This is a genomic window from Spiroplasma endosymbiont of Lonchoptera lutea, from assembly GCF_964019715.1.
Classification (GTDB): Bacteria; Bacillota_I; Bacilli_A; order Mycoplasmatales; family Nriv7; genus Nriv7.
Map to the genome: position 1 here is coordinate 848,884 of NZ_OZ026463.1, position 25,003 is coordinate 873,886.

27 protein-coding genes, 5 tRNA genes and 1 pseudogene are annotated in these 25,003 nt (G+C 27.2%); 28 read left to right on the plus strand and 5 right to left on the minus strand.

Annotation, left to right across the window (positions count from 1 at the left end; translation table 4 throughout):
- Positions 1 to 211 precede the first annotated feature (211 nt).
- From AACK97_RS04875 to AACK97_RS04900, 6 genes are read left to right on the plus strand one after another with little or no spacing between them, the layout of a single operon-like run.
- Positions 212 to 442, plus strand: coding sequence for a hypothetical protein (locus AACK97_RS04875; protein ID WP_338966975.1), 231 nt, complete (start codon positions 212 to 214; stop codon positions 440 to 442).
- A 15-nt stretch (positions 443 to 457) separates the two neighbouring features.
- The gene (locus tag AACK97_RS04880) at positions 458 to 694 is read left to right on the plus strand and encodes a hypothetical protein (RefSeq protein WP_338966977.1); all 237 of its coding nucleotides are present in this window, start codon (positions 458 to 460) and stop codon (positions 692 to 694) included.
- Between the two features lie 28 nt (positions 695 to 722).
- Entirely contained in the window at positions 723 to 1,715 is a 993-nt protein-coding gene (locus tag AACK97_RS04885; protein ID WP_338966978.1) for a hypothetical protein, read from the plus strand.
- A gap of 13 nt (positions 1,716 to 1,728) precedes the next feature.
- Positions 1,729 to 2,055 (plus strand): hypothetical protein, encoded by a 327-nt coding sequence (locus tag AACK97_RS04890; RefSeq protein ID WP_338966980.1) that lies wholly within the window; start codon positions 1,729 to 1,731, stop codon positions 2,053 to 2,055.
- Between the two features lie 9 nt (positions 2,056 to 2,064).
- The gene (locus AACK97_RS04895) at positions 2,065 to 2,310 is read left to right on the plus strand and encodes a hypothetical protein (RefSeq protein WP_338966982.1); all 246 of its coding nucleotides are present in this window, start codon (positions 2,065 to 2,067) and stop codon (positions 2,308 to 2,310) included.
- 24 nt (positions 2,311 to 2,334) lie between these two features.
- Positions 2,335 to 4,230: a hypothetical protein gene (locus AACK97_RS04900; RefSeq protein WP_338966984.1), complete on the plus strand. Its 1,896-nt coding sequence runs from the start codon at positions 2,335 to 2,337 to the stop codon at positions 4,228 to 4,230.
- Positions 4,231 to 4,400: 170 nt separating this feature from the next.
- Here AACK97_RS04900 and AACK97_RS04905 read toward each other — a convergent pair whose 3' ends face one another.
- Positions 4,401 to 4,949, minus strand: coding sequence for a hypothetical protein (locus AACK97_RS04905; protein ID WP_338966986.1), 549 nt, complete (start codon positions 4,947 to 4,949; stop codon positions 4,401 to 4,403).
- 327 nt (positions 4,950 to 5,276) lie between these two features.
- Here AACK97_RS04905 and AACK97_RS04910 point away from each other — a divergent pair, with 327 nt between their 5' ends.
- The 13 genes from AACK97_RS04910 (at position 5,277) to AACK97_RS04970 (ending at position 14,064) form a co-directional block, all read left to right on the plus strand.
- Positions 5,277 to 6,356, plus strand: a complete 1,080-nt coding sequence (locus AACK97_RS04910) for an integrase core domain-containing protein (RefSeq protein ID WP_338966988.1) — start codon at positions 5,277 to 5,279, stop codon at positions 6,354 to 6,356.
- A gap of 238 nt (positions 6,357 to 6,594) precedes the next feature.
- Positions 6,595 to 6,750, plus strand: coding sequence for a hypothetical protein (locus AACK97_RS04915; RefSeq protein WP_338966990.1), 156 nt, complete (start codon positions 6,595 to 6,597; stop codon positions 6,748 to 6,750).
- A complete protein-coding gene (locus AACK97_RS04920) occupies positions 6,743 to 7,042 on the plus strand; it encodes a hypothetical protein (protein WP_338966992.1) in 300 nt (99 codons plus the stop codon). Before AACK97_RS04915 ends, AACK97_RS04920 begins: the two co-directional genes overlap by 8 nt.
- A gap of 132 nt (positions 7,043 to 7,174) precedes the next feature.
- Positions 7,175 to 8,017 (plus strand): rolling circle replication-associated protein, encoded by an 843-nt coding sequence (locus AACK97_RS04925; protein WP_338966994.1) that lies wholly within the window; start codon positions 7,175 to 7,177, stop codon positions 8,015 to 8,017.
- Between the two features lie 73 nt (positions 8,018 to 8,090).
- Positions 8,091 to 8,303 (plus strand): hypothetical protein, encoded by a 213-nt coding sequence (locus AACK97_RS04930; protein WP_215825617.1) that lies wholly within the window; start codon positions 8,091 to 8,093, stop codon positions 8,301 to 8,303.
- Positions 8,304 to 8,467: 164 nt separating this feature from the next.
- Positions 8,468 to 8,698, plus strand: coding sequence for a hypothetical protein (locus AACK97_RS04935; RefSeq protein WP_338966997.1), 231 nt, complete (start codon positions 8,468 to 8,470; stop codon positions 8,696 to 8,698).
- Between the two features lie 15 nt (positions 8,699 to 8,713).
- On the plus strand, positions 8,714 to 8,956 hold the full coding sequence (locus AACK97_RS04940; protein ID WP_338966999.1) for a hypothetical protein: 243 nt from the start codon (positions 8,714 to 8,716) through the stop codon (positions 8,954 to 8,956).
- A gap of 28 nt (positions 8,957 to 8,984) precedes the next feature.
- Positions 8,985 to 9,977, plus strand: coding sequence for a hypothetical protein (locus AACK97_RS04945; RefSeq protein ID WP_338967001.1), 993 nt, complete (start codon positions 8,985 to 8,987; stop codon positions 9,975 to 9,977).
- 13 nt (positions 9,978 to 9,990) lie between these two features.
- Positions 9,991 to 10,317, plus strand: coding sequence for a hypothetical protein (locus AACK97_RS04950; protein ID WP_215826163.1), 327 nt, complete (start codon positions 9,991 to 9,993; stop codon positions 10,315 to 10,317).
- A gap of 9 nt (positions 10,318 to 10,326) precedes the next feature.
- Positions 10,327 to 10,572 (plus strand): hypothetical protein, encoded by a 246-nt coding sequence (locus tag AACK97_RS04955; RefSeq protein ID WP_338967003.1) that lies wholly within the window; start codon positions 10,327 to 10,329, stop codon positions 10,570 to 10,572.
- A gap of 24 nt (positions 10,573 to 10,596) precedes the next feature.
- On the plus strand, positions 10,597 to 12,438 hold the full coding sequence (locus AACK97_RS04960) for a hypothetical protein (protein ID WP_338967005.1): 1,842 nt from the start codon (positions 10,597 to 10,599) through the stop codon (positions 12,436 to 12,438).
- A gap of 58 nt (positions 12,439 to 12,496) precedes the next feature.
- Positions 12,497 to 12,907, plus strand: coding sequence for a hypothetical protein (locus tag AACK97_RS04965; RefSeq protein ID WP_338967008.1), 411 nt, complete (start codon positions 12,497 to 12,499; stop codon positions 12,905 to 12,907).
- Positions 12,908 to 12,975: 68 nt separating this feature from the next.
- Positions 12,976 to 14,064 carry an integrase core domain-containing protein gene (locus AACK97_RS04970; protein ID WP_338967010.1) on the plus strand — a complete coding sequence of 363 codons (1,089 nt, stop codon included), beginning with the start codon at positions 12,976 to 12,978 and terminating at the stop codon, positions 14,062 to 14,064.
- A gap of 288 nt (positions 14,065 to 14,352) precedes the next feature.
- Here AACK97_RS04970 and AACK97_RS04975 read toward each other — a convergent pair whose 3' ends face one another.
- Entirely contained in the window at positions 14,353 to 14,724 is a 372-nt protein-coding gene (locus AACK97_RS04975; RefSeq protein WP_338967013.1) for a hypothetical protein, read from the minus strand.
- Between the two features lie 417 nt (positions 14,725 to 15,141).
- Here AACK97_RS04975 and AACK97_RS04980 point away from each other — a divergent pair, with 417 nt between their 5' ends.
- Positions 15,142 to 15,285, plus strand: a complete 144-nt coding sequence (locus AACK97_RS04980) for a hypothetical protein (protein WP_338967015.1) — start codon at positions 15,142 to 15,144, stop codon at positions 15,283 to 15,285.
- Positions 15,286 to 15,622: 337 nt separating this feature from the next.
- Here the strand turns inward: AACK97_RS04980 and AACK97_RS04985 are convergent, their stop codons facing one another.
- Positions 15,623 to 16,567, minus strand: a complete 945-nt coding sequence (locus tag AACK97_RS04985; protein WP_338966716.1) for an IS30 family transposase — start codon at positions 16,565 to 16,567, stop codon at positions 15,623 to 15,625.
- A gap of 510 nt (positions 16,568 to 17,077) precedes the next feature.
- Between AACK97_RS04985 and AACK97_RS04990 the strand changes: the two genes are divergently transcribed.
- The 5 genes from AACK97_RS04990 to AACK97_RS05010 all read left to right on the plus strand — a co-directional run bounded on the left by AACK97_RS04990 (position 17,078) and on the right by AACK97_RS05010 (position 17,529).
- Positions 17,078 to 17,154: transfer RNA gene (locus AACK97_RS04990), tRNA-Ile, on the plus strand.
- A gap of 17 nt (positions 17,155 to 17,171) precedes the next feature.
- Positions 17,172 to 17,264, plus strand: a tRNA-Ser gene (locus tag AACK97_RS04995).
- A 24-nt stretch (positions 17,265 to 17,288) separates the two neighbouring features.
- Positions 17,289 to 17,365 (plus strand) — tRNA-Met (locus AACK97_RS05000).
- A 3-nt stretch (positions 17,366 to 17,368) separates the two neighbouring features.
- A tRNA-Asp gene (locus AACK97_RS05005) sits at positions 17,369 to 17,444 on the plus strand.
- Positions 17,445 to 17,453: 9 nt separating this feature from the next.
- Positions 17,454 to 17,529 (plus strand) — tRNA-Phe (locus AACK97_RS05010).
- Positions 17,530 to 17,662: 133 nt separating this feature from the next.
- On the opposite strand, the gene AACK97_RS05015 is transcribed toward AACK97_RS05010, so the two are convergent.
- Positions 17,663 to 18,607 carry an IS30 family transposase gene (locus AACK97_RS05015; RefSeq protein ID WP_338966716.1) on the minus strand — a complete coding sequence of 315 codons (945 nt, stop codon included), beginning with the start codon at positions 18,605 to 18,607 and terminating at the stop codon, positions 17,663 to 17,665.
- A 173-nt stretch (positions 18,608 to 18,780) separates the two neighbouring features.
- On the opposite strand from AACK97_RS05015, the gene pfkB reads away from it, so the two are divergent.
- Positions 18,781 to 19,704, plus strand: coding sequence for a 1-phosphofructokinase (gene pfkB / locus AACK97_RS05020; RefSeq protein WP_338967018.1), 924 nt, complete (start codon positions 18,781 to 18,783; stop codon positions 19,702 to 19,704).
- Between the two features lies 1 nt (position 19,705).
- On the plus strand, positions 19,706 to 21,751 hold the full coding sequence (locus tag AACK97_RS05025; protein ID WP_338967021.1) for a fructose-specific PTS transporter subunit EIIC: 2,046 nt from the start codon (positions 19,706 to 19,708) through the stop codon (positions 21,749 to 21,751).
- Between the two features lie 143 nt (positions 21,752 to 21,894).
- Here AACK97_RS05025 and AACK97_RS07675 read toward each other — a convergent pair.
- Positions 21,895 to 22,840 (minus strand): annotated as a pseudogene (locus AACK97_RS07675) (IS30 family transposase).
- Here AACK97_RS07675 and AACK97_RS05040 point away from each other — a divergent pair.
- A complete protein-coding gene (locus AACK97_RS05040) occupies positions 22,727 to 24,895 on the plus strand; it encodes a PTS transporter subunit EIIC (protein WP_338967028.1) in 2,169 nt (722 codons plus the stop codon). The pseudogene AACK97_RS07675 and the gene AACK97_RS05040 sit on opposite strands and share 114 nt — an antisense overlap.
- The last annotated feature ends 108 nt before the right edge of the window (positions 24,896 to 25,003 follow it).

Below are 25,003 nucleotides of genomic sequence, written 5' to 3' on the forward strand. Positions count from 1 at the left end.
TTAAGCGAAATTTATTAGAACAAGATGAAAAAGAAATTAAAAAGTAGGTTTAGAAAATGTTTAAAAAAATAATTATTGAGTTAATTGAACTAATTTATCCAACTGCCGATTTACCACCCCAAGTTGTATTTTTGTTTTCAATTTTAATAATTGTAATGCTCTTCTCGGCAATTATTTTTCTACTCTTTTGACCTTTTAAGCGGTAATTATTATGTTTTTAGTTGCTTGAAAAGATTTAGATTGAGAAATGATAAAATCATATTTTTGAGATTTATTTATTCAAATTAAAGTTATTCCGGCGTGAGTTTCTGGTAAAGAAATTGATTTAACCAAAGAACTACTTTGACTTTTAATAGCCAATATTGCCTTTTGAATGGTATTAGTATTCATTATCTTATTTATGGTTATTTTATTTTATAAGGTTAAATCATATTTTTTTTAGAAAGGGGGTGATTATATGATTGGAACTTTCTTGGCCGATGTACCAGCAAAAATTACTGGTGAACAAGCGGTTACTAACTTATGAAAAGCATTAATTACAGCGTTCGGTAATATTTGAACTGATATTATTGGTGGCAATATGCCAAATGTCGTTAATTTTTTTGCTACATATTGAGTTTTCTTGCTTGGCGTGATTATTGGTTTATTTTTAATCGCTTTCAAAATGTTTGAAAAATTAATGCCCGGCAGATAGTAATAAAAATAAAGAAAGTGTGATTTAAGTGATGCTATTGTTTAAAAAAATAAATTTAAGACTATATGATTTTGTGGCTTTAAATCGCACTTTATTTATTATTGCGTGATTCTATGGTGCGATTTTGCATTATTATAATCCCCAAAGTTGACGAATGTTATTTGATATTATTTATTTATTAATTGCTTTGTATATTTTATATACTAAAATTTCTCATTTCTTTGCTCGTCGAAGTTTTATTAATTTCTTATTAAATTCACCTTTAAATTTAGTAATTGGTGCTTTAGGAACTGGAAAAACCGCTTTAATGGTTTTAGCTTCTTACTTATTAAGTGGTTGAAAAACGATTTCTACTTTTCCGATTACAGATAAACAAATGCTTTCATTAGGGCATATGTCACTTTTAGATTATAATTATCCAATTTTAGATGAAAAACATTTACTGTTATGAGATGAAACTAACTTATTTTTAGAAGGAACTGATTATAAAGAAAATGATAGAGTAACCCAAGGTTTACAAGAATATTTTGCTTCGGCTCGACAATTTACCCATATCGTATTAGCAAGCGGACAACGAGCTGAACATATATGAGTTAAAGTTCGCGATATTGCGAATTCAATAATTGTTGGTATTAGAAAAAAACCAGTTAGTATTTTCCGACCCTATTTACAAGTTATTTACGGCACTTTTAAATCGGTAAGCGAATACGAACAATGACGATTAACTCTGATTAATGCTAAAAATGATAAAAAAGGTCGCAAAATTAAGTATCGCAGCATTCCGGAATTAGACATTTATTTCTTTAAATTGAAAATTCCGATGTCAATTTTAAACCTTTATGATAATAAATATTTATCATTCTTGCGTGAATTAAGTAATCGGGCTTTGAATGATAATTATCAGCATAAATTTTGAAATGATAATGTGATGGATATTGAAGCATTAGAATATTTAAAAATGGAAAAATTTAGCAAGATACTTACTAAGTTAAAAAATAATTTGAATAAAAAAAATAAGTAAAGGAGTTTAAAAAATGGAAAACTTAGAAAAAATGGCTAGTTTGATTGGCGATATGTTTTATAAAGTTTTTGATTTAATTTGAACTTTAACCATTCCTGGAACAGATATTCGCATTATTATTTTTCCGCTAATTATGCTTGTGATAAATCTTGTAATTGGTGGTATTTTAGGTATTCATATTGAACGACCAAAAGTTGGTTTTCGTAAAAAATATCGAAAATCAGTTGCTAATTGGGGAGTTAAGAAAAAATCATCTAGTGGTCCAATTAAGAAATTTAGTGGTAATAGTCCTAAAAACAGACCGTGAGTTAACCAACACGGACGGCGAATAAAAAGGTAGGTTTAGAAAATGTTTAAATTAATAATATTATTTATTCTTGTTGCTGTTTTTTCTATTTTTGCTTTAAATGACTTTTTAGGTTTATGAGCCTATGTGCGTGAGGGTTTAGAATATTTTAATAAAGTTTTATCGAAAAATATTAAAATTTTAGATTTGTTTAAACCAATGATAAGGTTGTTTTCCCAACATCCGATTTTCCAAATTTTAGGAACGATTTGTATTTTATCAACAATATACTTTATTTTAAGAAGTTAAACACAAAAGAAAGGATAAATAGATATGTATAAATTTATGTCATGATTAGTTATCGCTTTTATTGGTTTAGTCCCTCTGGGTGCTTTCTTTGATACAAAACAATCACCAAAACCTAATATGGAACAATCTTTTATAAAACGACAAAAACGAGCCACAAACCCTAGTCAATGTAAAGATAGTTGTAGTTTCGAATTTAGTGTTCTTAAAAATACATTTTTTAATGTTGAGAGTTTTCCTGTTCCTTCGGCAGGTAGAATTACTTTTTTTGATGATAATGTTTCTTTTTCGTCTGATATAGTTAAAACTAGTTTTCTTCTTGAGAATCGTCAATCTGGTAATTCGATAGAGCGTTTTTTTGAAAAAAATGGTTTTCGAACTCGTAAAGTTGTTGGTAATTTTTCTAATACTCAGAATTTTTCTGTTGAAGGTTGGCAAATTTCTGAACTTGTTAATGTTAAAATAATTTTTGCTTTTAAGAGTTGGAAAAAGATTAGTGATTCTCAATATTATATTCGAGAGTTTACTGCTGATTTACCTTCTTTACCCGAAAAAGATAATGAACAATCATTACCAACTGTAATAACTAAAAATGATGGTGAATATCAATATAATCAGTTTCAAGATAAACTTGATTATTTGATGGTACAACGGCGAGATTTTGATAAATTTAATTATAGTTATTTATATTGAGTCCCAATTTTTAATTTCTTTGACAATAATTTTAAATATATGAGTGAAATTTCAATTAAATTAAATGGTTTTAAACAAAATAGTAAATTTAGTTTAAGTCGCAAAAATTCATATCCACCAGGTTTCATTGAAGAAGTTATTTTTAGAGAACTTTCCTTTTCTAGTTTTGGTGATGTTATCACTATAAAAACTGAGCACGGTAGTATTGTGGGTAATAATGAGTTTTTAGAAAATGGTAAATCGCTCTGAAAATCTGGCTCACAAACAAGTTTTGGAGGAGATTTTATTAATACCTTTTTTGGACAAGTTAATTATTATGGTAATACCTTCCATTTTTTACGCTATGATGATAAATTAAAAGTTGATTTTAAAGATTTTATGCTTTATTATCGAAAAGATTTAACTATTAGTTTTATTAATGAATTATTTAACAAAATTTATAAAGTTTTAGGTGAGTTTTTTGTACAATTCTTTTATGCGAGTTTTGATATGGATGTTTCTACTTATGTAGAATTAGATTACAAGGGTATGCAACAAATTCCTAAAAATGTTTTACAAATGGGTTTTTTCTACCGTTCCTTAATTACTTTTTATCCCAAGCAGTATTTAATCAACTTTGGTTCCACAGTAGAAAATAGTAAGAATATGATTTTTCGTTCTTATTTCTTTGTTAAAGATAAACAAGTTGTCAATGATTTTAATGCTGGTAAAAGTTTTTATCAAATAGATTTTAATATTTTAAAAGCGTATGATAACCAATTATGAAACACCACTAGTAATAAACTGCATTTTTATAACGCTAAAGTCGATGTGATGTATGGGATTAATATTTTTACACTAACTTTCCCGCTATATAAAAAGCAAAATGAAAGCACTGAATATCATTATTCTTTATACGATTTTAACATTTTGAATTCAACGGCTTTTATTGGCGGTAGTATAAGTGGTAATATTAATGATTCAATTCCAACGCCAAATTGTTCTTATGCGGGTTTATTTAGTGCGATATCTTGTGGTATTCAACATGCTTCTGTTAGCACATTAAATTGATTGCTTCGTCTTTCGGGGATTAATCTTTTAATTCGCCCTATTGCTGATATTGCTAAAACAACAATTAATTTTACCAAAACCGTTTTTCCGGTATTTGAAGTTATTCCAGCATTTCAGATGCTATTTGAATTTGTAGTGCCTTTAGCAATCTTATTAATGATATTAAAAAAGTTCTCTTAAATATTGCCAATATTTTTATATAAAATATATTTCCTTTGAAGGTAGGACTTTTTATGCGAAAATTTTTATCAGCTTTAAATTTAATATGTATAATTTTTACTTTTGGTTATAGTGAAAAATAGTAATGTTTTAAAGTAAATATGATTTAAAGTTACTAGTATTCAAAATAGTTATATTTTAAAATGGTTTGCTCTTGGATTTGGTTGCTCGTTATCTTTTTCGGGTAAAGAAGGTAAATCAGCAGTAAACTCTCGAATATAATATTGAGAATCACTAATCTTTTTCCAACTCTTAAAAGCAAAAATTATTTTAACATTAACAAGTTCAGAAATTTGCCAACCTTCAACAGAAAAATTCTGAGTATTAGAAAAATTACCAACAACTTTACGAGTTCGAAAACCATTTTTTTCAAAAAAACGCTCTATCGAATTACCAGATTGACGATTCTCAAGAAGAAAACTAGTTTTAACTATATCAGACGAAAAAGAAACATTATCATCAAAAAAAGTAATTCTACCCGCCGAAGGAACAGGAAAACTCTCAACATTAAAAAATGTATTTTTAAGAGCACTAAATTCGAAACTACAACTATCTTTACATTGACTAGGGTTTGTGGCCCATTCTACTGGTTTTGTTAATTTATTACTACAAGAAATAATTAAACTTGTTTCTATTGCTATAAAATTAGTTATTCCTAAGATTAATAATAATTTTTTCATTTTAACATTCTTTTCTTTACCAATTAATTTATTCTCTTTTTTAGAGAAAAATTTATTTTAATGTATTTTAAAGTGAAAAATTTTTCTTTTTTCTTACCATTTTTACAAAATAAAGTTTAATTATTTATTGTAGTAACGGTCTGGATTTAGGTAATGCTTATGCTATTGATAGTTTAGTTAAATTTGAAATTTCATTTTATGAACCATACGGTGTGTTTTATTTAAATTCATTTTTTGCCGAAATGTCCAATAAAAATTAGTAATTTAATAAATATTATTGAAAATCATATTAAAAAATACGATTTTCTTAATTTAAGGAGTTTAAAAATGAAATATATTATTTCCCAAGATGATTTAGCAGATTTAAAAGCAAAAATCCAAAATTGATTAACAACAATTTATAGTAATAAACATTATGACAAAACTAAAAAACGAGTTACTAGTTATTTAAATTTATGTAATCAATTTTATTTAAAACCAATAACTTTAAATAAATTAGTAAAAAAGCATTTTCACGGTACACGAAATACATTTTATCAATGAGCTAATAAAATTCTTATTGCTTATCAAAATAATGATTTTAATAGTTTAATTTTTAAATATACAAAACCTAATAAAATTAGTTATCAATATGATTTAAATTCTCGTGAAAAAATATGCAATTTGTATTTTGATTACAAAAATATTCAAGCCGGTGGAATGTGGTCTTTATTTAACAATTTAAAAATGGGTTTTCACGATATTGAAAATTCAAAAATTCCGAAAAATATTAAAACTTTTTATCGCTGAATTAAATCTGACTCTCGTTGAAAAGAATTAAAACAACAAATCAAACAAACAAAACGCCATTTTAAGCGTTATGAAGTTTCCGAGATTGGTCTTTTACAAATGGATGCCAAAATAATTACCACATCAAATTTTCCGGTTGATAAAAAGTATTATATTTATGATTTCATTGACGAAATGACACGGATAGTATTTGGTTATGTTTATGATAGTTTGGGAACTAATAACGCGATTAATGCTGTACAAAGAGCAATGAAAGATTTTAGTGAACTTGGCATAACCATTAAACGCCTTCGCACTGATAATGCTCCAGAATTTACTACTACTAATTGAAGTAATAAAAAAGCATACAAAGTAAAAGAAAGACCTTTTACGGCCTTTCTTTCAAGGAATGGGGTTATCCATGAAACCACTCCAATTCGTTCGCCACAAAGTAACGGTAAAATTGAGCGGTTTCATCAACATTATACTAAATTATTTTATGTTAAGGATAAAAAACTAAATCAAAACGAACTACAACATTTCTTAAATCAATATTATTACTATTACAACTTCCAACGCTGTCATTCAGCATTACAAAATAAATCGCCATTTCAAAAATTACAAGAATTAATAAATTAATTTCCCCCTTTTTAATGTTTTTCTTGATTGTACTAAACATCTGTGGTATATTACATACTTTTGATAAGGTTGTAGAAACCATATACATATGACAAGATTTTGTTTTCTACAAACTTTTAGGGGGTGTTTTCTTTTGGCAGTAATATTTTGTATTGAATGCGACAACGAAAGTTATGTTGTTGGTAATAAAAATACAGTTGGAATCTGTAATTCTTGCGATGAAAAGGGTTTTTAAATTTTGAAAGGAACGATAGATTATAAAATATGTCGCTGGTGTTTACATCTATTTAGTGATAAACGATATTTGCATGTTGCTTGTGAGAAAAAATTTATTAATCATATTAAAAAAATTTTAAAAAATAAAAGTAAAAGGAATTTAAAAAATAATGTTTAAAGTTAAATTAGTTAGTATAAAAAGAAAAATATTTAAAAATAAAGATGGCTCTATGATGTCAGGTTATTCTGCCGAATTTTTGCGTTATGAAAATGACTTATTTGAGCCTACCGGCGAACAAAAGGCTTTATGAATTGATGATAACAATCTAGAACAACAAGAAATTTATAAACTGTTAAAAGAAAATGTTAAATCATTTTTTAGTTGCGAATTAACTTTTGAAAAAACCCCCAAAATAGTTAACTTGCAAAAAATTGAATTATCAAAAAATCAAAAAAACTTGTCCAGTTAATTGATAATCACTTCGGTCTGCGAAGCGGTGCGGAAGGCGTATGCCCCGCCCGCTAGCGGGTTAGTCGGCGAAGCCGACTATTACTTGATTAAATAACACAACTGGCGAAAATCTAAAACGGGAGCATAAAATATGAATTTACAATCTCAAAATCCAACTGATTTTTATATGAAAACGATTTATTATGGTCAATATATTCGTAATATCGTTATGCCCTTAGAACGCATTAAAGCAAATACTCGTAATGCTGATGGAGTTAAAAATAAGGGTAATTATTATACAAAACTGCTTAATAGCAATATTCGTGCAAAATCTAATGTTATTCGGAAGGCATATCATAATTTTTGAGACTGCAAGAAACTTACATTTTTAACTCTTACTTATGCTGATGTTAATGAATTTGACATTAGAAAATGTAAGCGTGATTTAAATAAATTTTTTAAAAAATTAAAATACTGATTTAAAGTTAAAAATAAAAATATTAAGTACTTGTATACCTATGAATATCAGAAACGAGGCGTTATTCATTTTCATATTTTAATTACCGAAAAAATACCTCATAAAATTATTTTACAATTTTGACCTTATGGAATTAATAAAAATATTAGAGTTCGTGAAAACACTAATGAAATGGTTGTAAAATATTGCTCTAAATATATAACTAAAAATGTCCTGAACGAAAAGTCATTAAACCAGTATGACTTAAATATCAAGGCTTATCAATTCTCATATAACTGTCAAAATCCTATTACTAGAAAGCAAGTATTTACCGACACTTTGAATAATATTGTTAATAGAACTGTAAATTCTGAATTTGTAAAATACTTAAAATCAACAGTTAATAACTTTAAAACCAAAATGTGCGGAGCAATCTATGAATTTAAAAATATTAATTATATAGACTTTGAAAGTGCAAATTATGCTTCATTAGAAAGTTTAAGATTTAGAAATCAACTAAGAAAAATGAAACATTAGGAGTTAAAAAATGAAAGAAAAATTGCAATTTCAAATAAGAATTAAAAATTAGAAAATTAAGGAGAAAAGAAAAATGAGTATATTTGGGCTAGTGTTCTTTACGATTTTAACATTATTACTAGCATACTATATTGCGGTTAATATTTATCGTTTTTTTAAAGATAAAAAGAAATATGGTAGTGAAGCAAAACAGTTGCCAAAAGATTTTACTTATTCACAACGAATATTTATTGCAAAGTTTAAGCGAAATTTATTAGAACAAGATGAAAAAGAAATTAAGAAGTAGGTTTAGAAAATGTTTAAAAAAATAATTATTGAGTTAATTGAATTAATTTATCCAACTGCCGATTTACCACCCCAAGTTGTATTTTTGTTTTCAATTTTAATAATTATAATGCTCTTCTCGGCCATTATTTTTCTACTCTTTTGACCTTTTAAGCGGTAATTATTATGTTTTTAGTTGCTTGAAAAGATTTAGATTGAGAAATGACAAAATTGTATTTTTGAGATTTATTTATTCAAATTAAAATTATTCCGGCGTGAGTTTCTGGTAAAGAAATTGATTTAACCAAAGAATTACTTTGACTTTTAATAGCGAATATTGCCTTTTGAATGGTATTAGTATTCACTATCTTATTTATGGTTATTTTATTTTATAAGGTTAAATCATATTTTGTTTAGAAAGGGGGTGATTATATGTTAATAAATTTCTTAGTAGAAGGAAATACACCAGGAGCAATTACTGGTGAACAAGCGGTTACTAACTTATGAAAAGCATTAATTAAAGCGTTTGGTAATATTTGAACTGATATTATTGGTGGTAATATGCCAAATGTCGTTAATTTCTTTGCTACATATTGAGTTTTCTTGCTTGGTGTGATTATTGGTTTATTTTTAATTGCTTTCAAAATGTTTGAAAAATTAATGCCCGGCAGATAGTAATAAAAATAAAGAAAGTGTGATTTAAGTGATGCTATTGTTTAAAAAAATAAATTTAAGATTATATGATTTTGTCGCTTTAAATCGCACTTTATTTATTATTGCGTGATTTTATGGTGCAATTTTGCATTATTATAATCCCCAAAGTTGACGAATGTTATTTGATATTACTTATTTATTAATTGCTTTGTATATTTTGTATACTAAAATTTCTCACTTCTTTGCTCGACGAAGTTTTATTAATTTCTTATTAAATTCGCCCTTAAATTTAGTAATTGGTGCCTTAGGGACTGGAAAAACCGCTTTAATGGTTTTAGCTTCTTACTTATTAAGTGGTTGAAAAACGATTTCTACTTTTCCGATTACCAATAAACAAATGCTTTCATTAGGACATATGTCTTTATTAGATTATAATTATCCAATTTTAGATGAAAAATCATTATTACTTTGAGATGAAACTAATTTATTTCTCGAAGGTACTGACTATAAAGAAAACGATAGAGTAACCCAAGGTTTACAAGAATATTTTGCTTCAGCTCGCCAATTTACCCATATCGTATTAGCAAGCGGACAACGAGCCGAACATATTTGAGTTAAAGTTCGTGATATTGCGAATTCAATAATTGTTGGCATTAGAAAAAAACCAGTTAGTATTTTCCGACCCTATTTACAAGTTATTTATGGCACTTTTAAATCAGTAAGCGAATACGAGCAATGACGATTAACGCTAATTAATGCAAAAAATGATAAAAAAGGTCGCAAAATAAAATATCGTAGCATTCCGGAATTAGACATTTATTTCTTTAAATTGAAAATTCCGATGTCAATCTTAAATCTTTACGATAATAAATATTTATCATTCTTGCGTGAATTAAGTAATCGTGCTTTGAATGATAATTATCAACATAAATTTTGAAATGATAATGTAATGGATATTGAAGCATTAGAATATTTAAAAATGGAAAAATTTAGTAAGATTCTTACTAAGTTAAAAAATAATCTGAACAAGAAAAACAAGTAAAGGAGTTTAAAAAATGGAAAACTTAGAAAAAATGGCTAGTTTGATTGGCGATATGTTTTATAAAGTTTTTGATTTAATTTGAACTTTAACTATTCCGGGAACAGATATTCGCATTATTATTTTTCCACTAATTATGCTTGTGATAAATCTTGTAATTGGTGGTATTTTAGGTATTCATATTGAACGACCAAAAGTTGGCTTTCGTAAAAAATATCAAAAATCAGTCGCTAATTGAGGAACTAAGAAAAAATCATCTAGTGGTCCAATTAAGAAATTTAGTGGTAATAGTCCTAAAAATAGACCGTGAGTTAACCAACACGGACGGCGAATAAAAAGGTAGGTTTAGAAAATGTTTAAATTAATAATATTATTTATTCTTGTTGCTGTTTTTTCTATTTTTGCTTTAAACGACTTTTTAGGTTTATGAGCCTATGTGCGTGAAGGTTTAGAATATTTTAATAAAGTTTTATCAAATAATATTAAAATTTTAGACTTGTTTAAACCAATGATAAGGTTATTTTCTCAACATCCAATTTTCCAAATTTTAGGAACGATTTGTATTTTATCAACAATATACCTTATTTTAAGAAGTTAAACATAGAAGAAAGGATAAATAAATATGTATAAATTTATGTCGTGGTTAATTATCGCTTTTATTGGTTTAGTTCCTCTAGGTGTCTTCTTTGATACAAAAAAATCACAAAAACCTAATATAGAACAATCATTTATGAAGCGAGAAAAACGAGCCACAAATTCTAGTCAATGTGGCGAAAGTTGTGAGTTAGAGTTCGTTAAAATTTTAAATAGTGAACTATGATTTAATTCACCAGCAGAAGGTAGTTATAGACTTCATTTTCCAAATGATATTTTACCTAACGATTTGAAAAAGAAAAACTTATTTTTAAAAGGCCAAGATAATATTGAAAGTGTTCTTAATTTTTACAAAAATAATGGTATAGACAATACGGGTATACTAATAACAATTCCAAAAATTATTAATGTAAAAATTAAATTTCAATTAATAAAATCTCAGTTAGTACAAATTTGATATATAACTTCATTCTCTGCTGAAATGCCTCCTTTACCTGAAAAAGATAACGAGCAACCATTACCAAATGAAATGACAAAAAAGGATGGTGAATATCAGTATAATCAGTTTCAAAATAAATTAGATTATTTAATGATACAACGGCGAGATTTTGATAAATTTAATTATAGTTATTTATATTGAGTTCCGATTTTTAATTTCTTTGATGATAATTTTAAATATATGAGTGAAATTTCAATTAAATTAAATGGTTTTAAACAAAATAGTAAATTTAATTTAAGTCGCAAAAATTCATATCCGCCCGGTTTCATTGAAGAAGTTATTTTTAGAGAGCTTTCCTTTTCCAGTTTTGGTGATGTTATTACTATAAAAACTGAGCATGGTAGCATTGTGGGTAATAATGAGTTTTTAGAAAATGGTAAATCACTTTGAAAATCTGGCTCACAAACAAGTTTTGGAATAGATTTTATTAACACCTTTTTTGGGCAAGTTAATTATTATGGTAATACCTTCCATTTTTTACGCTATGATGATAAATTAAAATCAGATTTTAAAGATTTTATGCTTTATTACCAAAAAGATTTAACTATTGATTTCATTAATGATTTATTTAATAAAATTTATAAAGTTTTAGGTGAGTTTTTTGTACAATTCTTTTATGCCAGTTTTGATATGGACGCCTCTACTTATGTAGAATTAGATTACAAAGGGATGCAACAAATTCCTAAAAATGTTTTACAAATGGGTTTTTTCTATCGTTCCTTAATTACTTTTTATCCCAAACAGTATTTAATTAACTTTGGTTCAACAATCGAAAATAGTAAGAATATGATTTTTCGTTCCTATTTCTTTGTTAAAGATAAACAAATTGCCAATGGTTTTAATACTGGTAGAAGCTCTTATCAAATAGATTTTAATGTTTTAAAAGCGTATGATAACCAATTATGAAACGCCACTAGTAATAAACTGCATTTTTACAACGCTAAAGTTGATGTGATGTATGGGATTAATATTTTTACGCTAACTTTCCCGCTATATAAAAAGAAAAATGAAAGTACTGAATATCATTATTCTTTATACGATTTTAACATTTTGAATTCAACGGCTTTTATTGGTGGCGGGATAAGTGGTAATATGGATGATTTAATTCCCACACCCACCTGTTCTTATTGAGGTTTATTTAGTGCGATATCTTGTGGTATTCAGCATGCTTCTGTTGGTGTGCTAAATTGATTACTCAGTCTTTCTGGAATTAATCTTTTAATTCGCCCTATTACTGACATTGCTAAAACAACGATTAATTTTACTAAAACTGCTTTTCCGGTGTTTGAAGTCATTCCGGCATTTCAGATGTTATTTGAATTTGTAGTTCCCTTAGCAATTTTATTAATTTTAATTAAAAAATTTTCTTAAATAATTCTAAATATTATTATATAATATAATTTCTTTTTTGAAAGGAGGATTTTTCTTTATGAAAAAATTTTTATCAGCTTTAAATTTAGTATGTGTAATGTTTATTTTTGGATGTAGAAATAATAATATTTCAACTATTGATAATTTTAAAAAATATGAATTAGTCTTTACTGAAATTTTAAATAGTGAACTATGACTTAATTCACCAGCAGAAGGTAGTTATAGACTTCATTTTCCAAATGATATTTTACCTAACGATTTGAAAAAGAAAAACTTATTTTTAAAAGGCCAAGATAATATTGAAAGTGTTCTTAATTTTTACAAAAATAATGGTATAGACAATAGGGGTATACTAATAACAATTCCAAAAATTATTAATGTAAAAATTAAATTTCAATTAATAAAATCTCAGTTAGTACAAATTTGCTATATAACTTCATTCTATGCCGAGATGTCTAATAAAAATTAGTAATTTAATAAATATTCTTGAAAATCGTATTTTTATAATACGATTTTCTTAATTTAAGGAGTTTAAAAATGAAATATATTATTTCCCAAGCTGATTTAGCGGATTTAAAAGCAAAAACCCAAAGTTGACTAAGTGCTAATTGCCATAATCCTTATTACTATAAAACTAAAAAACGCATTACTGCCTATTTAAATTTATGTACTTATTTCTATATTGAAGAAACTACTTTAACAAAACTTATTAAAAAATATTTTAAAAATGCAACAAAAACCTTTTATCGTTGGGCACAAAAAATTATGAATGCTTATTATTCTGACAATTTAGATTTGTTATTGTTTAAAACTACAAAACCACAAAATCTTAATTATCAATATAGTTTAAATTCTCGCAAAAAATTATGTGATTTATATTTTGATTACAAAAATCTTCAAGCCGGTGGAATGTGGTCTTTATTTAACAATTTAAAAATTGATTTTCACGATGTTAAAAATTCAGAAGTTCCGAAAAATATCAAAACCTTTTATCGCTGAATTAAATCCGACCCTCGTTGAAAAGAATTAAAACAACAAATCAAACAAACTAAACGCCATTTTAAGCGTTATGAAGTCTCTGAGATTGGTCTTTTACAAATGGATGCCAAAATTATTACCCCATCAAATTTTCCGGTGGATAAAAAATATTATATTTATGATTTCATTGACGAAATGACACGCATAGTATTTGGCTATATTTATGATAGTTTAGGAACTAATAATGCGATTAACGCCTTACAAAGGGCAATGAAAGATTTTGGTGAACTTGGTATACCCATTAAACGCCTTCGCACTGATAATGCTCCGGAATTTACCACCACTAATTGAAGTAATAAAAAATCATACAAAGTAAAAGAAAGGCCTTTTACAACCTTTCTTTCAAGGAATGGGGTTATTCATGAAACCACGCCAATTCGTTCACCACAAAGCAACGGTAAAATTGAACGATTCCATCAACATTATACCAAATTATTTTATGATAATGATAAAAAATTAAATCAAAACGAACTTCAAAATTATTTAAACAAATATTATTACTTTTATAACTTTGAACGCCCTCATTCATCATTAAACACTAAAACTCCTTTTCAAACATTACAAATATTTATAAAAAATAATTTATAAATATTTTTGGTGTTAAACTAATTTTTACTAACAACATCAGTATTTTTAAAAATTTTTACAAAAAAACCAGTAATTTTAATTAATTACTGGCTTGAATATTTTTAGACATTGAACTTGTTGCCGTAAGCTATTAGCAACTAAAAATAATAGTATTTTCTTAAAACCTTACGTGCTATTTCAATACTCGCTCCGCTAATAGGTTACAGCAACAATGCTATCTAATGCTCCACAAGTATAGTTACAGTAACCTATTTTATAATTGTTCTGTAAGGCCTGATAAGTGGTTTATTAATTTTTAGGAACTAAAGGACATAAATTTTCACCAGCTCATAATCCGGTTCCGATACCTATTGCACCACCAACTAAAGCGCCAATTAAGTTTCCAGCCCCAGGAACAATACTGCCAATAGAGGCTCCTGCCGCCACACCTCCTGCTGTAAAAGTTGTCAAAGTTGGTTTGGTACAAAGTTGGCTCTGTGTTCACTGTGTATCTTGAGTATAGGTTTGTGGTGTTCTTTTACTTCTACTTAAATTTTCTAAATTACTTTTTTGTAAAGAATTTATTTCGGTTTTTGCTGTAGCTGGTGCATTTCCAACAAGTCCTGCAATTCCACTTCCGGCTATTGTTATTGTTCCTAAGATTGATAGTGATTTTTTCATATTAATTAATTTCCTTTTCGTGAATTTTTACTAATTAATAAAATTTATCGAACAATCAACGGCCTTTCTCCAAAAAATTAATCTGTAATTTCTTTACCTTGGAATTTAATTATAAACTATTTTTAAAATCTTCCTTAGAATTTGTCGTTATTTATAAAAATTTTAAATAAAAAAATAAATCCACCCCCTTTTTAAAAATCTTCTTGTACTTGTCATAAGTCTGTGGTATATTACATACTTTTGATAAGGTTGTAGAAACCATATACATATGACAAGATTTTGTTTTCTACAAACTTTTAGGGGATGTTTTCTTTTGGCAGTAATATTTTGTATTGAATGCGACAACGAAAGCTATATCGTTGGCAATAAAAATACAGTTGGAATCTATAATTCTTGCGATGAAAAGGGGTTTTAATTTTGAAAGAAACGATAGATTATAAAATATGTCGTTGGTGTTTGCATATTAGAAACTTAGGAAATCACGATGCTTGTGATAAAAAATTTATTAATCATATTAAAAAAATATTAAAAAATAAAAATAAAGCATACTTAAAAAAGTAAGAAATTTATTTTTTAAACCTATAAAAAATTAAATATAGAATTCAAACAATACCAATAATAAATTGAACTACAAATCAACCTTCTTCTTTAAATAAATAAACTCATTTTAAATCTTGAAATTTTAAATTTCAATTAAAAAATCAAACCATAGCATATAATGCTTGTCCAAATGAATTATCTTTATCAGGAGTTCAAAAATAAGCAACTCCTTGTAAAATTCAACCTATTCAAATAGTTATGCCAAAATAATTAAGATTAACTTCTAAAAAGCAAATTATCTTATCTGAAATATCTTCTAATTTATCTAATAAATGCCAAATTGTAAAGTTAAGTGCAACTAAATTATTTTTCTAACCAAATATTCGATTGGCGAAAGATAATTTAGTATTTTTCTTGGTCTTTGGTTTAAAGACAATATAAATTTATGAACTGCATTTTTAGTAGTGTTTGAAAAATTAAATTTTTTAGGAAATTTTTCTCTAATTAAACCATTAGTATTTTCATTAGTACCTCTTTGTCAAGGTGAATATGCATCAGCAAAATAAATTTTCACATTTAAATTTTTTTCAAGTTGTTGTCAATTAGCAAATTCTTTACCCCTATCAAATGTTATAGTCTTAACAAGATTATTTGGAAGAATTGATAAATAATGACTAATATTTTTGTTAATAACTTTAGTAGTTCTATTTTCAACTAATATTGCTAAAGTAAATCTTGATGTTCTTTCAACTAAAGTTATTAAACATGATTTACTTTTACCTCGTGATGATACTACAGTATCACCTTCTCAATGGCCAAGAGTTATACGATTATTAACATTTCGTTCTTTAATGGATTTACCATTAAATTTACCCCGATTTTCTTGAGATTTTCGTTTCTTACCTTTTCTTCTTAAATTTTTACTAGTAACCTTTTCAAGTAATCCAGAATAAATTCAATTGTAAATTGTTTTAAAACTAATAATTCATTCTTGATGAAAATTTTTAATTCTGCCATAAATTTGTTCAGGCGATCAACCTAATAATAATTTTTGTTGTACATATTTTACTAATTCTCTATTTTTAAATTTATGAAAATAAACATGTAATTGTTTTCTATTTTCTGCTTTATTTTGTGCAATTAATGAAAAATAATGATTATTATCTTTATTTCTATTAACTTCTCGATTAATAGTACTAATACTTCGATTAAGATTTTTAGCTATTTCACTAATTTTTACTTTAAATTTCAATTGATTCTCAATATAAATTCTTTCATCTATGCCAAGATGTTTGTATCCCATATAAAAACTCCTTAAATTTACTTTTTCTAAAATAAACTTAGCATCATGAAATTTTTATATGAAATCTTTTGCAATTTTATTTACTTGCACTTACAAGTATAATTCAGCATTCCTTCTTTCTTAATAATTTTGAAGTCTATAGTAATTATGGTCCAACTTATTGTAGCCTATCCAATAGATTTAAGTAAGTAAAAATATAAAATTAATATATATTTAGTCAAAATTTAATAATATTAATAATTTTTATTGTGTAAAAATTCAATAATATGATAAAATGGTAACGAATAAAAATGACAATAACAAGAAAGGCAAGGTTAGTTTAGTAATTAAATAATATAATTAGCTGATTGTTTTACTTCTTCAAAGCAATACCTAAGAAAACTAAACGCGACCTATCTTGGTTTATTGCTTGCAAACTTGCATTATTTTTATTATAATTTATTTTGTTTAAGATTAGTGACAATTTTATTGATTTAAACAACCAATTAAATATAAGTTAGTTTTTCTATTGGACCCTTAGCTCAGTTGGTTAGAGCATCCGGCTCATAACCGGATGGCCGTAGGTTCGAGCCCTACAGGGTCCACCATTATGGTATTATTTTATGGAGGTGTACCCAAGCCTGGTTGAAGGGGGCGGTCTTGAAAACCGCAAGGAGTATAAAAACTCGCAGGGGTTCGAATCCCTTCACCTCCGCCATTAGTAATTATTAACGAAACATATCGCGGGATAGAGCAGTCTGGTAGCTCGTCAGGCTCATAACCTGAAGGTCGGAGGTTCAAATCCTCCTCCCGCAACCAATTGGTCCCGTGGTGTAGTGGTTAACATGCCTCTCTGTCACAGAGGAGATCGAGGGTTCAATTCCCTTCGGGACCGCCAGTTAGTTAGGGTTTGGTAGCTCAGTCGGTAGAGCACTTGATTGAAGCTCAAGGGGTCGGCGGTTCGATTCCGCCCCGAACCACCATTAGACTATGAATTAAAATTTAAAAAAGCATTAACTGGTTTTTTAAAATAGTTGAAGAAACCCAAAATAAAACTACTTTTTAATATTATGATATTTCATTTTTACTAATGCCAAATTGTAAAGTTAAGTGCAACTAAATTATTTTTCTAACCAAATATTCGATTGGCGAAAGATAATTTAGTATTTTTCTTGGTCTTTGGTTTAAAGACAATATAAATTTATGAACTGCATTTTTAGTAGTGTTTGAAAAATTAAATTTTTTAGGAAATTTTTCTCTAATTAAACCATTAGTATTTTCATTAGTACCTCTTTGTCAAGGTGAATATGCATCAGCAAAATAAATTTTCACATTTAAATTTTTTTCAAGTTGTTGTCAATTAGCAAATTCTTTACCACGATCAAATGTTATAGTCTTAACAAGATTATTTGGAAGAATTGATAAATAATGACTAATATTTTTGTTAATAACTTTAGTAGTTCTATTTTCAACTAATATTGCTAAAGTAAATCTTGATGTTCTTTCAACTAAAGTTATTAAACATGATTTACTTTTACCTCGTGATGATACTACAGTATCACCTTCTCAATGGCCAAGAGTTATGCGATTATTAACATTTCGTTCTTTAATGGATTTACCATTAAATTTACCCCGATTTTCTTGAGATTTTCGTTTCTTACCTTTTCTTCTTAAATTTTTACTAGTAACCTTTTCAAGTAATCCAGAATAAATTCAATTGTAAATTGTTTTAAAACTAATAATTCATTCTTGATGAAAATTTTTAATTCTGCCATAAATTTGTTCAGGCGATCAACCTAATAATAATTTTTGTTGTACATATTTTACTAATTCTCTATTTTTAAATTTATGAAAATAAACATGTAATTGTTTTCTATTTTCTGCTTTATTTTGTGCAATTAATGAAAAATAATGATTATTATCTTTATTTCTATTAACTTCTCGATTAATAGTACTAATACTTCGATTAAGATTTTTAGCTATTTCACTAATTTTTACTTTAAATTTCAATTGATTCTCAATATAAATTCTTTCATCTATGCCAAGATGTTTGTATCCCATATAAAAACTCCTTAAATTTACTTTTTCTAAAATAAACTTAGCATCATGAAATTTTTATATGAAATCTTTTGCAATTTTATTTACTTGCACTTACAAGTATAATTCAGCTAATAAAAAAAGACTTTTTATCATCTTTAAGATAAAATAATAATTAGAGAAAGGAGAATAAACTAATGATTTATACAATTACTTTTAATCCAGCAATTGACTATACAATAAAAGTAGACAATTTTACTGTTGGCAATACTAATCGTTGTTATGAAGAATATTTGCAGTCTGGTGGTAAAGGTATTAACTGTGCTATTATTCTTACCCGATTGGGAATAAAAACTATTACAAGCGGATTTTTAGCTACTAATAATAATGAGTTAATTTTACAAAAGTTAAAAGAAGAAAATATTCTTGCTAATTTTATATTAATTAAAGGAATGGTTCGCATTAATGTCAAAATTAAAAGTGATCAAGAAACAGAAGTTAATGCTAGGGGTCCATTAGTTATTGCTAGTGATTGAGAAGCATTTATCAAACAAGTTAGTGATTATCATTCCGATGATTTTGTTGTTATTTCTGGTAATTTAGCAAATGGAATGGATCAATCGCAACTTAAACAATTCTTAGAAGTTCTTAATGAAAAACAAGTTAAGTTTTCGTTAGATATTAATAGTGATAGTTTAAAACATTGTTTATCGTATCAACCGTTATTAATTAAACCTAATTTAGCAGAGTTACAACAATTATGTAATAAGAAATTAATAACAGATTCGCAAATAATAACGGCGGCTAAATTATTACAACAACAAGGTGTTCATAATGTTTTGGTAAGTTTAGGTAAAAAAGGTTCAATTTATATTACCAGTGATAATGAAGTTTATCGTGTTAGTGCCGCAGAAGGTTTATTAATTAATTCAGTAGGGGCTGGTGATTCAATGTTGGCAGGTTTTATTGCTAGTTATTTTGTTAATAAAAAATCAATTGAAGATAGTTTAAAAATGGCGGCAGCTTGTGGAGCAGCAACAAGTTTTACAAAATGATTAGCTACTGTTCAAGATATTGAAAAATTAATTCCCTTAATTAAAGTAGAAAGGTTGAAAAAGTAAGATGAAAATTGATAGTTTATTTAATGTACAAGTAATGGATTTAAATTTGAAGGCAAAAACTAAAAAGCAAGCTATTAGTAAACTTTGTCATTTGGCATATAAACAAAAAGTTGTTAGTAATGCTGAAAAGTTTGAAAACGATATTTGAATTCGTGAGGAACAAGGAACAACAGGAATTGGTGATGGAATTGCTATTCCTCATAATCGTAGCAAATATGTTAAAAAAGCAACGATTATTTTTGCTAAAACTAGTAGTAAATTAGATTGAGAGTCATTGGATAATAAACCAGTCAAATTAATTTTTATGATTGCGATGCCTTTACTTGGTGATGATACTCACTTAAAAGCCTTGGCAACTTTAGCATCGTATTTAATTGATCCTAAAATTGTTAAAGAATTATTAAAAGTTAAAAATCCCGAAGCTGTTGTAAAAATTTTTAGTAAGCAACAAGAATCTAAAGACGATGGCTCTTTAGTTGATGATAGTGGTAAAGTTTTAGCGATAACTGCTTGTCCGACTGGGATTGCTCATACTTATATGGCACAAGAAAAATTAGAATATTTTGCAAAGCAATTAAATGTTAGTATTAAAGTTGAAACACAAGGCCGTAGTGGTCAAGAAAATGTTTTAACTAAGGAAGATATTTCTAATGCTAAAGCTATTATTATTGCTGCTGATAAGAATATTGAAGGTGTTGAAAGATTTGCTGGTAAGAAAGTATTATATGCAGGAACTAAAGATGCAATTACCGCAGGTGATAAATTAATTCAAAAAGCATTAAGTGGTGAAGGTGAAATTGTTAAAGAACAGTCAAAAAATGGTGATTCTTTTTTAACAGATACTGTTCAAAGTTGAAAGTCTTTTCGTTCTGTTTATAAACATATTATGGCTGGGGTTTCACGAATGCTCCCTTTTATTGTGGCGGGAGGAATTATTCTGGGGATTGGATTTTTATTGGATTCTGGTATTGATGGTAACAATAATTTTGGTACTGTTCGTCTGCAATCGGGGTGATTTTCAGCTTTAGGAAAGTTATCACTTTCAATGATTGTACCTGTATTAGGCGGTTTTATTGCTTATTCACTTGTAGGTTGGCAAGGTTTGTTGCCTGGTTTTATTGCCGGATTAATTGCTGATGCTCCCGGAATGTTATATACTGCTGATATTAATGAGGGATGAAGTAATCTTTGAGGAAGATTAATACCAGAAATTAAAATTGATGATATAACATTGCAGTTTAATTCTGGATTTATTGGAGCCATAATTGGTGGTTATTTAGCGGGAGTAATTGTTTTTGCTTTAACACAATGAACAAGAAAAGTTCCCGCAACTTTTAGAGGTGTTAAAGATATTGTTTTTGTGCCTTTATTGAGTGTTTTATTTATTGGTTTAATAATGTTTGCGTTAAATATTCCTTTAGGGTTTTTAAATTTAGGTTTAAAAACGGGAATTAAAAAAATGTATGATTATAATTTACATATTCTTGTTGGTATTATTGTTGCGGCGATGATGGCTGTTGATATGGGGGGACCGATTAATAAAGCGGCTTATGTTTTAGGAACAAGTTTAATTGCTGATGGTGAGTCTGGACAAAAGGTAATGGCTAGTGTAATGGCAGGAGGAATGGTGCCACCATTAGTTATTGCTTTAACAACATTAATTTTTAAATCACAATATACAATAGAAGAACGGAATGCGGGAATTTCTAACTGATTTATGGGATTATCTTTTATTACTGAGGGGGCTATTCCTTTTGCGGCAACTCGTCCCAAAAAAGTTATTCCTTCAATTGTAATTGGTTCTGCTATTACAGGGGCATTAGTGATGTTATTTAACATCTCATTGCCAGCACCGCATGGCGGAATATTTGTTTTTCCACTTTTAAGAAATCATTGAGTAACTGATTCTGGAATGCAAATTGGTTTAGGTATTATTTTGTATGTTACAGCTTTAGTTGTTGGTATGGCTGTTGGAGCATTATTGTTAGGATTATTAAATTCTAAATATTTTATGGAAAAGATTTCTAATAAGAAGGTTAAAAAATAATTTTTAGATATAATAATGAGTAATATGTAAGCTATTAAAGTTAAAGGAAAGTGAATAAAATGAGTTCAGAAACTTTAATAAAGAAAGAAAGAAAATCTTGGCTTCATACTTTCCTGAATTGTAAATATAAATGGGACAGTTTTTTAAAATAATTGTATTAAATCTATTGGTCTTTTATAAGATAATGATTTTCTGGGTGTAGAATTAATTTGAAATGCTATAGAATTTAAGTCTTTTTGTTTATATGAAGATAAATCAGTAGATTTTGGTAAATATCTTCTTAAAATACCATTATTGTTCTCATTTAAACCTCTTTGACAAGGTTTTCCGGCATCTGCAAAATAAATTTTAACATTACAATTTTTTTCAATTAATTTTCATTTACTAAATTCTTTACCACGATCAAAAGTAATAGTTTTAATTGTTCCTGGTATTAATTTTGAAATAAATTTTATTATACTTTGTGTAATACTTTCTGCTTTATGATTTTTAGTTTTCAAAGGAATTGTGGTTTTTGATCATATATCAGCTAAAGTAATAATAGAACTTTTATGATCTTTACCAACGATAGTATCTCCCTCTAAATGGCCAAATTCTTGTATATTTTTAATATTTGGAATGATTAAATTTCTTTCATGAATAGATTTACAATTAATTAATTCTGCCCCTAGTTTCTTTTTGTTTATGAGGTTTATTTTTGCCTTTTCTCAATAAATTTTTTTCATCAAAACCCATTCGATTTGTTTTAAACATGTTATATAAAGTTTTTGTTGAAATATTTTTTATTTTATTTTTCTTTAAAAAATCAGCAATTATATCAAGAGCATAATTTTTAGTAATTAACAAATGATTGATAGTATTAATTTCTGTTAAAGTTAAAATTATTAATTTTCTACCTGCATTTTGTTTATTTTTTTGAACTTGATTCAATATTTCTAATGGTAATAAGTTTTGATTTAATAATTTACAAACTCTGTGTACAGTTGATTTACTATAATCAATTGCTTTTGCTATTTTACGAATAGAAAATCCATAACTTTTATATTCTTTTATTGCTATTATTGATTCAATAGTCAGATACTTATACATTGTGCTAATTCCTTTCTTTTCTTAATTATAGAATTAACACAATTTGTTTTTTATATAAGTGTCCTTTTTAATTTTACATTTCAGGAAATACCATTAATTATTACTGGTGCTTTTGCTTTGCTTCTTAATAATGCTGTTTTTGGCAATACTAATAGTTCATTAGCATATTGAATTGCTGTTTGAACAGATGCTTATTCTGTAGTTCCTAGTAATCCTAACATTATTGAATTTGTTGGTATTGGCGAACAAATAATAACGAGTTTTAAGGTTGTTGGTGAAGTAATTTATAGTGCTACTTATTTAATTTTAACGCCATATGTTTCATTTTTAATTGGTTATTTATTGGCAAAAAAGCGTAATCAAGAATTAGCAGTGATTATTGGTTTAGTAACATTAGGAGTTTTTCTTATTAGTGGGGGAATTACTGTTTATTGACAGACTCTTGTTAAGATTGGCACAAAGTTTTTGGGTGTTGATGGTTTATTTTCAGCAATTATTATTTCATTTTTAGGAGCAGAATTACTTTTATTTTTATCACGAAATAATCGGTTAGCAATTAAAATGCCAAAAGGAATGGCATCAATTGTTAGTCAGTCATTTGCTAAGTTATTGCCAATTCTTATTGTTATTGTTATTTTTGCTATTGTTTCACAATTGTTTATTACTGTTCCGATTCAACAAGCAGTATTGAAAGAATTTAATCGCCTTTTTGATTTAGAAAGTGATGCTGATACGGTGAAAGCTATTGTTAAAGATACTGAAGGAAATATTTTTTATGCTGTTTTTGTTTTTCAAGCTGATGATAATTCTTGATTTTCAACAGTTATTCCTTTAGCAAGAGACCAAATGGCTGTTTTTGAAAAGGTTGAATATTTATCGTTTACTGGTCAAGGATATGAAATGTGAGGTAATTATGAAGCTAAATTTGATAATTATGCTTTGTTTACACCTGATATTAATGCTTTAAATTTAGTTGCTATTTTTTATAAGTTTTTTGCATATCCTTTTATGAATTTTTCTGCTAATCCGAATATTGGTTTAGGTTTAGCGATTGTTTATGTATTTTTTGGACAGTTATTTTGATTTTTTGGTTTGTCAGGAACAAACATTATGAATGGTATTTTTGGACCAGTTTGAGGATATGCTATTGTGCAAAATTCTGCATCAATCAAAGCTGGTTTGGTACCGCAATTTATATTTAATGAATCATTTTTCAATAGTTTTATTTTTATTGGGGGATGGGGAATGTCGTTATCTTTACTGTTGGTGTCATTATTAATTGGTCGTGATAAAAGAGCAAGAACAATATCTAAAATGGCATTAGTTCCAACAATATATAATATTAATCATCCGATAACATTTTCGTATCCTTTAATATTAAATCCAATATTTTTTATTCCTGCGGTTATTGGTCCAGTATTATTAGTGATTTGAACTTGATTATGAATGATGTTAGGGTATGTTCCTTATGCTTCACTGCAAATGTCTTTTCTTGCTCCTGTGGGCGTTGGTGCCATTTTAGCAACATCAAGTTGGAAAGCAATTATTTTAGTATTTTCTAATTTAATATTAGGGATGGTAATTTATGTTCCCTTTATATTAATTGCTAATAGTATAGCTAAGAAAAATGGTAATGCTGTTAATTTAGTATATTTAGGTGCGATTCATTATTTTTTTACTGGCAAAAACTTTCAAGATTTACGATATCAAGAAATTAGGAATAAGCATCGCAGTGAATATCAAATTTTAAAGAAAAATGATGCTTCAATTGAGGAAAAGCAAAGATTGCGAGAGAAACATATTCAAGAATGAATCATTTATCGTAAATTTCTTAAAAAGGAACGCATTGAAATTAAAAAACGACAACAACAAGAAAAATTACAGCAAAAAATTGAATTAAAGGCACAGCGAACTAAAGTTTCTGCTAATAAAAACAAAGATAAAAAAGAGAAAAAACTTATTAAGAAAAATAATCAAGATTTGAAAAAAGCAAAAAAGGCTTCTAAAAAGGCTAAACTAAAATCTCAAAAAAGAATTAAAAGAAAGAAAAAATAAAAAGCTTTATCTTTTGTTGATAAAGTTTTTTATTGAAAATTGCGATTTTCTAGTGGCAGCATATCCAAAAATAGATATGTTATAATCAAAGAGGAAAACAATTAAGAA